The 14,561-nt window shown below is 71.6% G+C and carries 12 protein-coding genes; 8 read left to right on the top strand and 4 right to left on the bottom strand.

Annotated features, from left to right (window positions below):
- Window position 1 precedes the first annotated feature (1 nt).
- The 8 genes from fahA (at window position 2) to BLU79_RS11955 (ending at window position 9,715) form a co-directional block, all read left to right on the top strand.
- Window positions 2-1,285, top strand: coding sequence for a fumarylacetoacetase (fahA, locus tag BLU79_RS11990; protein ID WP_093905685.1), 1,284 nt, complete (start codon window positions 2-4; stop codon window positions 1,283-1,285).
- Entirely contained in the window at window positions 1,285-2,127 is an 843-nt protein-coding gene (locus BLU79_RS11985) for a CoA transferase subunit A (RefSeq protein ID WP_093905684.1), read from the top strand. The genes fahA and BLU79_RS11985 overlap by 1 nt, the downstream gene beginning before the upstream one ends.
- A complete protein-coding gene (locus tag BLU79_RS11980; RefSeq protein ID WP_093905683.1) occupies window positions 2,118-2,756 on the top strand; it encodes a CoA transferase subunit B in 639 nt (212 codons plus the stop codon). Before BLU79_RS11985 ends, BLU79_RS11980 begins: the two co-directional genes overlap by 10 nt.
- A gap of 57 nt (window positions 2,757-2,813) precedes the next feature.
- A complete protein-coding gene (locus BLU79_RS11975; protein WP_093905682.1) occupies window positions 2,814-4,043 on the top strand; it encodes a Glu/Leu/Phe/Val dehydrogenase dimerization domain-containing protein in 1,230 nt (409 codons plus the stop codon).
- A 172-nt stretch (window positions 4,044-4,215) separates the two neighbouring features.
- The gene (locus tag BLU79_RS11970) at window positions 4,216-5,007 is read left to right on the top strand and encodes a hypothetical protein (RefSeq protein WP_093905681.1); all 792 of its coding nucleotides are present in this window, start codon (window positions 4,216-4,218) and stop codon (window positions 5,005-5,007) included.
- Window positions 5,007-7,244 (top strand): bifunctional serine/threonine-protein kinase/ABC transporter substrate-binding protein, encoded by a 2,238-nt coding sequence (locus BLU79_RS11965; RefSeq protein WP_093905680.1) that lies wholly within the window; start codon window positions 5,007-5,009, stop codon window positions 7,242-7,244. The genes BLU79_RS11970 and BLU79_RS11965 overlap by 1 nt, the downstream gene beginning before the upstream one ends.
- Window positions 7,244-9,379 carry a bifunctional serine/threonine-protein kinase/ABC transporter substrate-binding protein gene (locus BLU79_RS11960; protein WP_093905679.1) on the top strand — a complete coding sequence of 712 codons (2,136 nt, stop codon included), beginning with the start codon at window positions 7,244-7,246 and terminating at the stop codon, window positions 9,377-9,379. The genes BLU79_RS11965 and BLU79_RS11960 overlap by 1 nt, the downstream gene beginning before the upstream one ends.
- A 105-nt stretch (window positions 9,380-9,484) precedes the next feature.
- Window positions 9,485-9,715 carry a DUF4158 domain-containing protein gene (locus BLU79_RS11955; protein WP_093905678.1) on the top strand — a complete coding sequence of 77 codons (231 nt, stop codon included), beginning with the start codon at window positions 9,485-9,487 and terminating at the stop codon, window positions 9,713-9,715.
- Window positions 9,716-9,787: 72 nt separating this feature from the next.
- Here BLU79_RS11955 and BLU79_RS11950 read toward each other — a convergent pair whose 3' ends face one another.
- The 4 genes from BLU79_RS11950 to BLU79_RS11935 all read right to left on the bottom strand — a co-directional run bounded on the left by BLU79_RS11950 (window position 9,788) and on the right by BLU79_RS11935 (window position 14,561).
- The gene (locus BLU79_RS11950) at window positions 9,788-11,395 is read right to left on the bottom strand and encodes a serine/threonine-protein kinase (RefSeq protein WP_305657737.1); all 1,608 of its coding nucleotides are present in this window, start codon (window positions 11,393-11,395) and stop codon (window positions 9,788-9,790) included.
- The gene (locus tag BLU79_RS11945; protein ID WP_093905677.1) at window positions 11,392-12,927 is read right to left on the bottom strand and encodes a serine/threonine-protein kinase; all 1,536 of its coding nucleotides are present in this window, start codon (window positions 12,925-12,927) and stop codon (window positions 11,392-11,394) included. Before BLU79_RS11945 ends, BLU79_RS11950 begins: the two co-directional genes overlap by 4 nt.
- A gap of 476 nt (window positions 12,928-13,403) precedes the next feature.
- The gene (locus tag BLU79_RS49925) at window positions 13,404-13,793 is read right to left on the bottom strand and encodes a hypothetical protein (RefSeq protein WP_093905676.1); all 390 of its coding nucleotides are present in this window, start codon (window positions 13,791-13,793) and stop codon (window positions 13,404-13,406) included.
- The gene (locus BLU79_RS11935) at window positions 13,794-14,561 is read right to left on the bottom strand and encodes an enoyl-CoA hydratase/isomerase family protein (RefSeq protein WP_093905675.1); all 768 of its coding nucleotides are present in this window, start codon (window positions 14,559-14,561) and stop codon (window positions 13,794-13,796) included.

The raw sequence follows: 14,561 nt of genomic DNA, 5'->3' as shown, positions 1-14,561 counted from the left end.
CATGCCATCTCACTCCACACCGCGACCCGCACGGTCCTGGGTGCCGATGCGACAGGACCACCCCTTCGGCATCCAGACGCTGCCCTACGGGTCGTTCACGCGATCGGACGGCCGCGCTCGGGTTGGTGTCGCGATCGGCGACCACGTCCTCGACCTGTCGGCGGCCTGGCCGGCGCTGGCCCCCGCTGAGGAGGACCTCTTCTCCGCAGGCTCGCTGGACCGGTTCCTCGCCGCAGGACCCTCGTCGTGGGACCGCGTCCGATCCACCGTCACCGGGTGGCTCGGCGACGAGCGGGAACGTGAGCACGTCCACGGTTTCCTGCTGCCCGCAGCGGAAGCGACGATGCTGCTGCCCTTCACGGTCGCCGACTACGTCGACTTCTACGCCTCCGAGCACCATGCCGCGAACCTGGGGAGGATGTTCCGGCCCGGGACCGATCCCCTGACGGCGAACTGGAAGCACATGCCGATCGGATACCACGGCCGCGCGGGTACCGTCGTCGTCTCCGGAACCCCCATCTCCCGGCCCCAAGGCCAGCGGCGCACCGCGGAAGGCGCCGTCACGGTCGGTCCCAGCCTGCGGCTCGACATCGAGGCCGAACTCGGCTTCGTCGTAGGAGTGCCCACCACCCTGGGCGAGCAGGTCCCGCTCAGCGCCTTCGACCAGCACGTCTTCGGTGTCTGCCTGGTCAACGACTGGTCCGCACGCGACATCCAGGCATGGGAGTACGTCCCGCTCGGGCCGTTCCTGGGCAAGTCGTTCGCCACCTCCGTCTCGCCGTGGATCGTGCCTCTCGCTGCCCTGCAGGAGGCACGTACCGCACCCCCGCCGCGCGATCCGCGACCGGTCGCCTATCTCGACGACAGCGGTGAGGCCCCCTGGGGGCTGGATGTACGGCTCCGGGTCAGCGTCAACGGCACCGAGGTCAGCGAGCCGTGCTTCGCGGACATGTACTGGACCGCCGCCCAGCAACTGGCCCACATGACCTTCAACGGCGCGAGTCTGCGAACAGGGGACCTCTTCGCCTCGGGAACGATCAGCGGTCCTACCAAGCAGAGCCGGGGATCGCTCATCGAACTCACGTGGAACGGCCGGAAACCGCTGGAGATCGACGGCGGTCGACGCACCTTCCTCGAAGACGGCGACGAGGTGGTCATCACGGCGACCGCCCCGGGCCCGGCCGGAACGGTCGTGGGTCTGGGCGAAGTAAGAGGCAGGGTGGCGCCGGGCGCTGGCCGGGGCGCCGCGCCGCGGGAACCACGACACGGTGAAAGGCAGAGGTAGTGGACAAGGTTGTCTCCTCCGCGTCCGAAGCGATCGCCGGTATCGGCGACGGGGCGCGCGTGGCGGTCGGCGGATTCGGGCTCTGCGGCATCCCCAGTGTGCTGATCGCCGCGCTCCACCAGGCGGGGGTGAGCGATCTGGAGATCGTCTCCAACAACTGCGGCGTGGACGACTGGGGTCTTGGAATCCTTCTGCACGACGGGCGGATCCGCCGGATCGTCGCCTCGTACGTGGGTGAGAACAAGGAGTTCGCGCAGCAGTACCTGGCGGGCGAACTGGAGGTCGAGCTCACCCCGCAGGGGACCCTCGCCGAGCGGCTGCGGGCCGGCGGGGCCGGCATCCCGGGCTTCTACACCCTCGCGGGCACCGGCACACAGGTCGCCGAAGGCGGCCTGCCCTGGCGCTACCACCCGGACGGCAGCGTCGCGGTGGCCTCGCCACCGAAGAAGACCAGAGACTTCCACGTCGACGGGGTCACCCGCACCTACATCCTCGAGGAAGCGATCACCGCCGACTACGGCTTGGTCCGAGCCTGGAAAGGCGACCGGCACGGCAACCTGGTCTTCCGCCGGAGCTCGCGGAACTTCAACCCACTGTGCGCCATGGCCGGGCGGATCGCGGTCGCCGAGGTCGAGCACCTGGTCGAGCCCGGCGACCTCGACCCGGACGCGATCCACGTGCCCGGGATCTACGTCCACCGCGTGCTGCCCCTGCCCCCCGATCAGGCCTCCGCCAAACGCATCGAACGCCGCACCACCCGCCCCCGACCCGACGCGGTAACCGCCGACGGCCGGAAGGTCCCCGCGACCGCTGACACCACAAGGCGTGAACCATGTCCCTGACCCGTGATCAGATGGCCGCCCGCGCCGCGGCGGAACTGTACGACGGCGACTACGTCAACCTCGGCATCGGACTGCCCACCCTGGTGCCGAACCACATTCCCGACGACGTCGAGATCGTGCTGCAGTCCGAGAACGGCATCCTCGGCATCGGCGCATATCCCCCCGTGGGGGACGAGGACCCGGACCTCATCAACGCCGGCAAAGAGACCGTGACCGTGCGCAAGGGCGCCTCCTTCTTCGACTCCGCGACGTCCTTCGGGATGATCCGCGGCGGGAAGATCGACGCGGCGATTCTCGGCGCGATGCAGGTGTCCGCCGATGGCGACATCGCCAACTGGATGATCCCCGGCTCGATGGTCAAGGGCATGGGCGGCGCGATGGACCTCGTCCATGGAGCCAGGAAGGTCATCGTGCTCATGGAGCACAACGCCAAGGACGGCGCCTGCAAGATCGTGCGGAAGTGCTCTCTTCCCTACACCGGACGCCGAGTGGTCCAGCGGATCATCACCGACCTCGCTGTCCTCGACATCACGGAAACCGGCCTGGTCCTGCGCGAACTCGCACCGGGCGTGACGCTGGAGCAGGTGCGGGCGAGGACGGAACCGGACTTCGCCGTCGACCTCGTCTGACGGCCGCCCCACCCTCTTTGCGTCGCCCTGGCACCGAAAACCCATTCAAGGAACGCGATGAAAACCCTGCTTGCCCAGTTCGAGAAGAAGGCTCCGGAGATCGTCTTCGAGTGGAACGACACGGAGACGTCCGCCAGGGGATGGGTGGTGATCAACTCCCTGCGGGGAGGCGCCGCAGGCGGCGGAACCCGTATGCGCCAAGGACTCGACCGCAACGAGGTCGAGTCGCTGGCGAAGACCATGGAGATCAAGTTCACGGTGTCCGGCCCGCTCATCGGAGGGGCGAAGTCCGGCATCGACTTCGATCCCCGGGATCCCCGGAAACACGAGGTGCTGCGCCGCTGGTACAAGGCGGTCACCCCACTGTTGAAGTCCTACTACGGCACCGGTGGTGACCTCAACATCGACGACAGGCACGAGGTCGCGCCCATCACCGAGAGCCACGGCCTGTGGCATCCACAGGAAGGCGTGGTCAACGGCCACTACGGTGATGCCGGCGACAGGCATCTCGTCCAGCGGGTCGGACAACTCCGGCAGGGCGTGTCCAAGATCGTGGAAGATCACCGCTACACCCTCGACCCGAACGGCAAGTACACCGTCGCCGACCTGATCACGGGATGGGGCGTGGCGGAATCGGCGCGACACTATTACGCCACCTACGGCGGTGACCTCGCCGGCAAGCGCGTCATCGTCCAGGGATGGGGCAACGTCGGGGCCGCGGCCGCCTACTACGCGGCACAGTCCGGTGCACGCGTGGTCGGCGTGATCGACCGCAGTGGTGGGCTCATCAACCCTGCCGGATACAGCGCCGGCGAGGTCCGCGAACTGTTCCTCGCCAAGCAGGGCAACACGCTGCAGGCCGCTGACCTCGTGCCCTTCGACCAGGTCAATGACACCATCTGGGACACCGGCGCGGAGGTCTTCCTCCCCTGCGCGGCGTCACGTCTGGTCACACGCGAACACGTCGACCGTCTGACAGCGAACGGCCTCGAAGTCATCGCCAGTGGCGCCAACGTGCCGTTCGCCGACCCCGAGATCTTCTACGGCCCCGTCTACGAACACGCGGACCACAGCGTCGCCGTCGTTCCGGACTTCATCGCCAACTGCGGCATGGCACGCACCTTCGCCCTCCTGATGCAGGGCAACCTGACCATCTCCGATGAGTCGATCTTCGAGGACATCTCGTCCACCATCGCATCCGCGCTGAAGCACTGTCACGCACGCTCACAAGCCCCCACGCGCGTGGCGAGCACCGCTTTCGCCATCGCCCTCGACCAGCTCCTGTGAACTTAGGTCCGGCCGCCGTGACCGTGCGCCCGGCAGCCGAATACGTGTGCAGATACGTGTTTCCACTGAGGTCCGCTTCGTCCCAGCCGTCTAGGTTCGACGAGTTGGACGGATCGAACGGTGTCGAGGGGACCGAGTGACAGACAACGCCCAAGGAATACGGGGTAGTTGGATGATCCTGCTGGCTGCGGGGGTCCTACTGACCGGGTGTTCGGCGCAGGGGGCGGACGCCGGGCCTTCCCGGCAGAGCGGTTCGCCCTCGGCCGGTGCCTCTCCGAGCGCGAGCGGTGCGGCGACACCGTCGAGCGGCTCGTCCGCCGCTTCGTCCGTCTTCACACCCGACCCCTCCCTCGTCCCCGAATCCTCGACGGACGGGACCCGTCTGGCGGAGTCCGTCGTGCTCGGGCCGGGCGACTGGGGCCGAGGCTTCGTCGCGCAGTCTCCGGCCGTGAGCGCCCCGGGAACCTGGGCGGTACTGGAGGAGAGCTGCCGTTGGCGGCGTGAGAAGCTGCCGCGTGGCGTGCTGGCGAGCACGTCGCGCTACAGCCGGCTGCTGGCAGGCTCTGGCAAGAGCGAGGTCAAGGTGACCGCCGTGGCCACCGTGCACGCCTCGGTCCTCGGCGCCGACGAGCAGCTGAGCACGACGCTCGAGGAGGTGCTGCGCTGCCCGGAGCAGCGGCCCCGGTCGAACGAGCGGATCACGGGTCTGATGTCGCTGGGTACCCCCTTCGGCGCCCGTGAGCAGGAGTACGCCGACGACTCCGTGCTCGAAGCAGGACAGTTCACCGAGGACGGGGGTGCCGCACAGCAGTACCTCTGGATGGTCGCCCGGCTGGGCACCGTGGTCGTGGCCGCCTCCGTGACCGGCGGCGCCGGACACACCCAGGAGGAACTCCAGCAGCTGGGCGGCAAGGCCCTGGCTCAGATGCTGACGCGCGTCGAGCAGCGGCTGAAGGGGAAGTGATGGAACCGCTGCGTATCGCCGATCCCGCCAAGCTCGCGGGCCACCGGCTGCTCGGACGGCTCGGCGCGGGCGGCATGGGTGTGGTGTATCTGGCCCGCTCGGCCGGCGGGCAACTGGTCGCGCTGAAGGTGATCCACGCCGAGTACGCCGAGGACTCCGGTTTCCGGGAGCGGTTCCGGCGGGAGGCGGATGCCGCTCGACGGGTGACCAGCCCGTGGGTGGCGCCCCTGGTGGACGCGGATCCGGAGGCGGCGCAGCCGTGGCTGGCGACCGCGTTCGTTCCCGGTCCCTCGCTCGGCGAGGCCGTCGCCGAGTACGGGCCACTGCCGGTGCGGAGCCTGCGGGTGCTGGGGGCACGGCTCGCCGAGGCGCTGCGGGAGATCCATGCCGCCGGGCTCGTGCACCGGGACGTCAAGCCCGGCAATGTGCTGCTGGCGTTCGACGGTCCGCGGCTGATCGACTTCGGTATCGCCCGCGACAGCGAGGACACGGCGCTGACCTCGACCGGTGTCGTGGTCGGCACGCCCGGGTTCCTGCCCCCTGAGCAGGCGCGGGGTGCGGGGGTTCCCGGTCCTGCCGGTGACGTCTTCTCGTTGGGCTGTGTGCTGGCCTTCGCGGCGACCGGCCGCCCTCCGTTCGGTACCGGCTCGCTCGACGCGCTGCTGTACCGGACGGTGCACGACGCGCCGGACCTGGAGGGGGTTCCGGCGGAGCTGGCCGGGGTGGTCGGCGGCTGTCTGGGGAAGGATCCGGAGCCGCGCCCCACCGCCGAGGCGCTGGCCGATGCCCTCACGGCCGCCGCGCCCGCCTCGCCTCCCGATCCGCGGCAGGCCCTGATGGCCGTACGTCCTCCGGCGCGCGAGGGCGACGAGCGGGCCAGTGACGAGGAGGCCTGGCTGCCCGAGCCGTTGGTCCGATTGATCGCGGAGCGGTCGGCGGCCGGGCTCGCGCTGCCCGCCGTCGAGGACACCGAGGTGCCCGCCGCGACCGTGGACACCACGGCCGCGCAGTCTCCCGCCGCTGCCGTGAACAGGCGCCGTCTCCTTCTTCTCTCCGCGGGCGCGGCCGTCGTCGCGGCCGCGGGCGGACTCGGCTCCTGGGCGGCGCTGGGCCGTGACGGGGAGGACGACAGCCCGGCCCCGACGGCCACGGGCCCCGTGTACACCCTCGGTCTGCACGCCGATCTGACCGGCGATCAGAAGGCGGTCGGCCGGGCTCAGGAGCGCGGGCTGCGGCTCGCGGTCGACGAGTTCAACTCCCGTGCGGACAGACCCTTCACGCTCGCCGTGAAGACGGTGGACGACGGCGGCGATCCGGCCCGTGCGCCGGAGGCGGCGAAGAAGCTGGTCGCCGACCGTTCCGTACTGGCCGTGATCGGGCCCACCACGGACGCGACCGCCCTCGCCTCGCTGGCGGCGTACGACGCCGTCTCACTGCCCCTGATCGCGGTGTCGCCCGGCGCGACCGCGCTGGCGGTGATGGGCAGCCGGTCCCTCCTCCACGCCCGGGTGACGGACACGATCCTGCCGTTCTATCTCGACGCGTATCTGCGGGGCACCGCGAAGTCGCGCACGGTCGGGATCGTGGACGACCGGGCGGCGGACGCGTACGCCTGGGAGATCAGCAGCACCCTCGTCAACATCCTGCGGGACGTCCGGCAGCCGGCCGTGCCGAAGGTGGTCAGCGCCCTGCGCACCGACTTCGGGCCGACCCTGGACGCCCTGCTGGAGGGGGGTGCGGACTCGGTGGTCTTCGCCGGCCATCACGACCGGGCCGCGCTGCTGGCCCGTGAGCTGACCAGCCGTGGCTTCCCGGGCGCCCGGGCCGCCGCCCACGGGGTGCTGGACGCCCGGTTCCTGTCCGCCGCCGGGGACGCGGCCGAGGGGTGGGTGATCGTCGCCCCGGTGATGGACGCCTCCGTGGCGCCCGAGGCGAAGGCGTTCAGGGCCGTGTACCGCAAGCGTTACGGTGCGGAGCCGGAGCGGTACGCCGTCGAGACGTACGACGTGGCGCGGTTCGCCGCGAAGACGCTCGGTGGACTGGGTGCGGGGCGCCGCAGCCGGCGGAACCTGACGGTGGCGCTGCGCTCCGGGTCGTACAAGGGAATCGCCCGGAACCTCGCGTTCGACAAGGAGACCGGAGCCCTCGTCGTCGACGGCAGCGGCGTCTATCTGTGGAAGGTCGACGGCGGCCGGTTCGCGTACCAGGGTCTGGCGCCCTATCAGGTGTCCGCCTGATGGAGCCGTTGCGCGGCAGCGATCCGGTCTGGATCGCGGGCCACCGGCTGCTGCGGCGGCTGGGCGCGGGCGGCATGGGCGTGGTGTATCTGGCTCGCTCCCCCGGTGGCGCGCTCGCCGCGGTGAAGGTGATCCGGGCGGCGTACGCGGACGAAGTGGGGTTCCGGGCCCGCTTCCGCCGGGAGGTGGAGACAGCGGGCCGGGTCGCGAGCCCCTGGGTGGTGCCACTGCTCGACGCGGACCCGGATGCGCAATCCCCGTGGCTCGCCACGGCGTTCGTGCCGGGGCCGTCCCTCGCGGAGGCGGTCGAGGAGTGCGGGCCACTGCCGTACGAGAGCGTCCGCGTCCTGGGGGCGCGGCTAGCCGAGGCGCTGGACGCGGTGCACGGGGCGGGGCTGGTGCACCGGGACGTCAAGCCCGGCAATGTCCTGCTCGCCGTCGACGGGCCCCGGATGATCGACTTCGGTATCGCCCGGACACCGGAGGACACCTCGCTCACCGCCAGCGGGATGGTGGTCGGCTCCCCCGGGTTCCTCTCCCCCGAGCAGGCACAGGGCCGCGGCCGGGAGATCGGGCCGGCCAGTGACGTCTTCTCCCTCGGTTGCCTGCTGGCGTACGCCGTGACGGGCGAGCGTCCCTTCGGGTGGGGCTCCGCGGCCGAGACGCTGGTGCGTACCGTCCACGACGAGCCGTATCTGAGCACCGTACCGGGGTCGTTGCTGCCGCTGCTGCGCGCGTGCCTGGCGAAGGAGCCCGGCTCACGGCCGGCCGTGGCCGAGATACGACGGGCCCTGGACGGTGGGGGCGAGGGCTGGCTGCCGGAACCCGTGACCCGGCTCATCGCCCGCCGTTCAGCCGCCGCACTGGCCCTGCCGGCCGTCGAGGCCACCGAGGTGTCCGGGGCCACGACGACGGTCGACACCGGTCCCAAGGCCGGCCAGGGTTCCACGCGCCGCCGTCTGCTGGTCCTGAGCTCGGTCGCCGGGGTGCTGGCGGTCGGCGGAGCGGCCTCCTGGTGGTCTGCTCGCGGCAGCGGGGCCCCGGTCCGGGCGCGCCCCCGGCTGGCCGTCGCCCTGCACGCCGACCTGAGCGGCAGCGGTCGTACGACAGGACGGGCTCAGGAGAACGGTGTACGGCTCGCTGTGGACCGCTTCAACTCCCGTACCGGGCGCGGTTTCGACCTCGCGCTCCAGGTGCACGACGACCGGGGCACCGCGACCGGCGCGCGGCAGGTCGCCGAGCGGCTGGCCGCCGACGAGCGGGTCCGCGCGGTGCTCGGGCCTACCACCGACGCCTGTGCGAAGGCCACACTCGGGATCTACCAGCAGGCGCGCCTTGCGATGGTCACCGTGTCGGTCGGGCTCGACGACGTGTCCCCCACTTCCTACCGGGTGTACGCGGCCACCCGCCCCGGTGACTCGGTCCTGGCGGCGCCGGTCGTCGCCTACCTCGTGCGGACCGCCGGTGCGCGCAAGACGGTCCTGATCGACGACGCGGCCGAGGGCGAGGTCAGCTGGCGGCTGTGCGAGGGCGTCGACGAGGCCGTGCGTTCCGGACAGAGCAGCACCGTCCGGCGCACCCTCGCCGCCGGGGCCGACTCCGACGGGGCCTTCCGTTCCCTCGCCGAGTCGGTGGTGGACGCGGGGGCGGACGCGGTGGTCTTCGGCGGCGGGTACGCGCGTGCCGCACGGCTGGCCCGCGCGCTGCGCTCGGCTGGCTACTCCGGTGCGCGGCTGGCCGCCCAGCGCGCCCTCGACGCACGTTTCCTCGGCTCGGCGGGCGAAGCCGCCGAGGGCTGGGTGTTCGCCACCGCCTTCTGCGACGCGGCCCGGGAGACGGCCGCGAAGTCGTTCGTCACCGCCTACCGTGCGCGCTTCGGCACCGCCCCGCCCTGGTATGCGGCCGAGGCCTACGACGCGACGCTCTTCGTGGCCCGTGCCATGACGGCCCTGGGCGCCTCTCGCGCCGAACGGGGCGCGATCGCGGGCCAGTTGCGCGAGACCGACTACCAGGGGATCACCAAACGGCTCCGCTACGACGCTTCCACCTACCGCTACACGGAGGCGATGTACCTGTTCAAGGCGACCGAGGGCGCCTTTCGCTGCCTGGGCGACTACCGGGACGCCACGGCCTGAACTCCCTCGTCACGCACCCCCGGCCGGGGCTGCGCGGGTCGCGAGGCCTTACAGCGCCGAGCCCGTCCTGTTTGAAGCTGTATCCGGAGCGGCTGCCGACCCAGCATGAGCACGCCGGGGGATCCGGAAGTTGCCGAAGGTCCGGGATTCGAGGACGGCGATCTGGCGCTGCGGGAGTACGTCGCCGGGCGAGTGCGCGTTTCGAACGGGGGGCCGCGTGCGTTGTTCGACCGGGCGGTGACGAGGCTGCTGCGTAACCGGGTGCTGATGCCGGGGCTCACGCAGCCGGCCCAGCTGGTGGGTGAGGTCCGTACCGGCGAGCAGGCGCTGATCTGAGACCGGCCAGACGGTACCGCTCCCCGGCCACTCCCGATGCCGCCACCCGGGACCGGCCACCGCCCTGCCGGCTCAGTGCGGCATCGCGCTCAGCACAGCGTCCGCGATCCTTTCGGCCTCGTCCCTGCACGTGTCCGCCGGGTGTTCCGGTTCGCTGAGTCTGACCAGCACCGTCATGTTGCCGTCGCGCAGGTCCAGTCGGCAGCCCGTGCCGTCCGACCACGCGGTGTCCCAGTACGACTCCTCACCCGGTCCGGGTCCGGCGGTGCCCCCGACCTTCTTCACGGTGTCCAGGAGATCCGCCTTGGCGGCCGCCGCGCCCGGGGACAGCCCGGTGGTCGCGCTCGGCCGGGGTCCGGTGGTCGACGTGTCCGGGCGGTACAGCCACCAGCTCACCCACGCGTGTTCCTCGTCCGCGGCGTCGGTGTACAGACAGTCGCCGGTATCGGACATCCAGGAATCGCTGCCAAGGTCGTGCTTTTCCGCGAGGTCCGACGTGGGCAGCGGCAGCTTCTCCGCCATCTCCTCGCAGGTCGGCACGATGGCGTACACGTCGCCCTTCGGTCCTTCCTCCCCCTCGGGCCACAGGGTGTAGATCCCGGGGATCATGCCCGCCAGGAGCACGACGGACGCCGCCACCAGCAGCCGCAGGAGCCGGCGCCGTACGGGGTCGGCGGCGGCCGCCGCGACGGCGTCGACCGCGGTGGTCGCCACCGTGGGCTCCACCCACGCCCCGGTCCCACCCGACGCGGGGCGGCTCGCCAGGTCGAGGACGGTGCGCTCCGGCGCGCCCAGCACCCGGTCGACCTCCGCCTGCTGGTCGGCGATCAGCCCGCGCACAGTTTCCGGCCACCGTCCGCCACCCCCGGGCGCCACCGGCCCGAGCAGCTCCAGCAGTCGCTCCGGGTCCGGCCGCTCGGCCGGGTCCTTGGCCAGGCAGGCCGCGACCACCTCCCGCAGTCCGCTCGGCACGTCCGACAGGTCCGGCTCGGCGTGCACCAGGTCGTACAGCGTCACGAGCGTGGACTCCCGCGCGAACGGACTCCGCCCGGTGGCCGCCATGGCGAGCACCGAGCCGAACGAGAACACGTCGCTCGCCGCCGTCAGTTCCTTCGCCTCGGCCTGCTCCGGCGACATGAAGGCGGGCGAGCCGACGACCACCCCGCTCTCGGTCAGCTCGGTGGCCCCGGCCCCCTCGGTGGCCCGGGCGATGCCGAAGTCGATGACGCGTACGCCGTCATCGGCGAGCAGCACGTTGTCCGGCTTGAGGTCCCGGTGCACCAGCCCCGCCCGGTGGATCTCCACCAGGGCGGTGGCCAGTCCGGCGGCGATCCGCCGTACGGTCTCCTCCGGCAGCGGGCCGGTACGGTCGACCACCGTGCCGAGCGAGGGCCCGGTCACGAACACCGAGGCCAGCCACGGGGTCTCGGCCTCGGTGTCGGCGTCGGTCACGGCGGCGGTGAAGGCACCGGACACCCGCCGCGAGGCGGCCACCTCCCGCCGGAACCGGGCCCGGAACTCCTCGTCGGACGCGATCCGCGCGTGCACCTGCTTGACCGCGGCCAGCCGGCCGTCCGGCCCGGCCCCCAGCAGCACCCGGCCCATGCCTCCGCGGCCGAGCTCGGCGAGCAGCCGGTACGGCCCGACCGCGACCGGATCGGTCGCCCTGAGCTCCCTCACTTCTTCTCCACGATCTTGATGGCGGCCCCGGCCGCCTTCACGGCCTCCGCCTCGCAAGCGCCCCGCCCGGCGTAGGCGGTACCGCTCACCCCGACCGTCATCCGCAGGTTCACGTCCCGCAGCGACAGGAGGCAGTTGTCGGTGTCATCGCTCTTCAGCGGCAGCCACAGCCCCTCGTCGGCGAAGTCGAGGTCGGCCTCGCGACCGGTCTCTCCCTCGGGCAGGTCCGACTCGTGGTCTTGGGCGGCGCGCTCCGCGCCGGTGCCGAAGGCCGGGGAGGTCGTGTGCACCTTCCAGGTGACGGTGATCCGGTCACCGTTGGCCCGCTCCCACGTGCACGTCCCGGGGTGCACGATCTCCGCCGCGTTCAGGACGACCTCGTCGAAGTCCTCCACCTCGAAGCCGGACGGCATCCGGACCTCCTCGCGGATGTCGTAGCAGGTCCTCGCCCGCGCCTGGTACACGTCGTCGACCCACGACAGCGGCGCGTTGTCCAGGAAGGCGGTGGAGTACAGCCACGCCGCCTGCGACCTGCCCAGGGTCGCGAAGTGCAGGGCGACCAGGGCCACGGTCAACGCCACCGCCCGCGGCCACATCCGCTTTCGCCGGGGTGGGGGCGCCCCAGGACCCGCAGCGAGCGGCAGGGTCGAGGTCAGCTGCTCCACCTCGGTCCGCTGGCCGGCAATCAGCCTCGCCACGGCCCCGGGCCAGGGCCGTGCCGTCGGCTCGACCGGCCCGATCAGGGCGAGCAGCTGCTCCGGGGCGGGCCGTGCGGCCGGTTCCTTGGCGAGGCAGGGCTCGATGACGGCGCGCAGCGCGTCCGGTACGCCGGTCAGGTCGGGCTCCGCGTGCACGATCTCGTGCAGCAGGCGCGGTACGGACTCGGCGGCGAACGGCGGACGCCCGGTGGCGGCCACGACCAGGGTGGACCCGAGCGCGAACACGTCGGCGGCCGGGGTGGCTTCCTGCCCCAGGGCCTGCTCGGGAGCCATGAAGGACGGCGAGCCGATGAGCGATCCGGTGTGCGTGATCCTGGTGGCGCCCTCCACGGCGCGCGCGATGCCGAAGTCGATGACGCGTACGCCGTCCTCCGCGAGCAGCACGTTGGAGGGCTTGAGGTCCCGGTGCACCAGGCCGGCCCGGTGGATGTCGGCGAGCGCGGTGGCCAGCCCGGCCGCCAGCCGCCGTACGGTGTCCTGGGGCAGGGTCCCGCCGCAGGCGTCCAGGGCGTCGCTCAACGAGGGCCCCGGTACGAACACCGAGGCCAGCCAGGGCGTTTCGGCGTCCGGATCGGCATCCAGGACCGGCGCGGTGCAGGCACCGGACACCTTCCGGGAGGCGGTCACCTCCCGCCGGAACCGTGCCCGGAAGCCGTCCTCGTCGGCGTACTCGGCGTGGATCTGCTTGACGGCCACGAGCCGTCCGTCGGGGCCGGTGCCGAGCAGGACCCGCCCCATCCCCCCTTGTCCCAGCTCGGCGAGCAGTCGGTACGCACCAACTGCCGCCGGGCCGAGCGTGGTTATCGGTCGCATGCCCCGCTATACCTCCAGCCTCCTGAGCTTGACTCTGTCGGGATCTTGGAGGTGCGTGGATCACCTTCAGCGCGACCAGTTGCCCGCCGGCCGAGCGGGCCAGATACACCACACCCATGCCGCCCGCGCCGAGCCAGGGCCTTGCCGCCCAGCTGCTGGAGTTCCTCCTGGGTGTGTCCGGCGCCGCCGGTCACGGAGGCGGCCACGACCACGGTGCCCAGCCGGGCGACCATCCAGAGGTACTGCTGTGCGGCGCCCCCGTCCTCGGTGAACTGTCCTGCTTCGAGCACGGAGTCGTCGGCGTACTCGACACCGTTCGATCCGTCCAACTCGTCGAACCTAGACGGCTGGGACGAAACGGACCTCAGTGGAAACACGTATCTGTACACGTATTCGGCTGCCGGGAGCACGGCCGCGGCGGCCGGCACCACACGGCCCTTGGCGGTGAACAGGGACCGCGCCCTGCTGGGCGGGGGTCAGGGGAAGCGTGTCGAGAAGGTCGTGGAGAGCGGCGACGTGCCCGGAGTCCAGGTCCGCGTGCGCACGGACCGTGCGGTAGGCAGACCGGTTCCGGCAGCGAGAGGCGATCCGCAAGCCACTGCCCGCGGCGCGATGGTGTGACCGTCGGTGTGCTGGCGGACGGTTGCCTGACGGCGGTGGCGGTCCGTCGCGAGGCCCTCGCGCATCTTCGCGGCGGTGTCCGCGTGGACTGGGTCGGTGATGACCTGCACCGGACGGCCCTGGAACGCCCGGACGGTCCGCGTGTTCGCCCTCACCAGCCACTCGCGCAGCTGCTGGTTGAAGTCCTGTAGTGAGGCGAACAGGCGGCCGGGCTCGGCCCCATCGCCAACCGTTCCAAGGAGCATTCAGAGAAACGTCGCCCTGCCAGGGCCTTCCTCGACGAAGCTGCGCATCCCCCGCTCGCGGTCCTCTGTCGCGAACAGACCCGCGAACCAGTTGCGTTCGATGGTGAGACCGGTGTCGATGTCGGCCTCCAGGCCCTGGTCGATCGACTCCTTGGCGGCTCGCAAGGCGAGTGCCGGGCCCTTCGCCAGGCGGGCGGCCCAGGCGTGCGCCTGCTCGTACACCTCGGCGGCCGGGACCACGAGGTCGACCAGGCCGATCCGAAGGGCCTCGTCAGCCTTGACCATCCGGCCGGTGAAGATGAGGTCCTTGGCCTTGGAGGGGCCCACGAGCCGGGACAGGCGCTGGGTACCGCCCGCGCCGGGGATCAGGCCGAGGAGTATCTCGGGCTGGCCGAACTTGGCGTTGTCGGCGGCGATCCGGTAGTCGGTGCACAGGGCCAGCTCGCAGCCGCCTCCGAGTGCGTAACCGGTGACTGCGGCGACGACCGGCTTGGGGATGCGAGCGACGGCTGTGAAGGCGTCCTGAAGCGGGCGCGAGCGCCTGACCATTCCCGCGTGGTCGAGGAGCTCCATCTCCTTGATGTCTGCCCCGGCCGCGAACACCTTCTCGCCGCCGTACAGGATCACCGCCCGGACGTCGTCGCGCTCGGTGGCCTCTGCGGCGAGCTCGCCCAGCCGGTCCTGGGTGGCGATGTCGAGGGCGTTCATCGGAGGGCGGTCGAGGCGGATGGTGCCGACGCCTTCGGCGACTTCCAGATGCACGGACAT

The sequence above is a fragment of the Streptomyces sp. cf386 genome, assembly GCF_900103585.1.
Classification (GTDB): Bacteria; Actinomycetota; Actinomycetes; order Streptomycetales; family Streptomycetaceae; genus Streptomyces.
The sequence above is the reverse complement of the archived record's forward strand: the minus strand, read 5'-3'. Positions and strand labels throughout refer to the sequence as shown.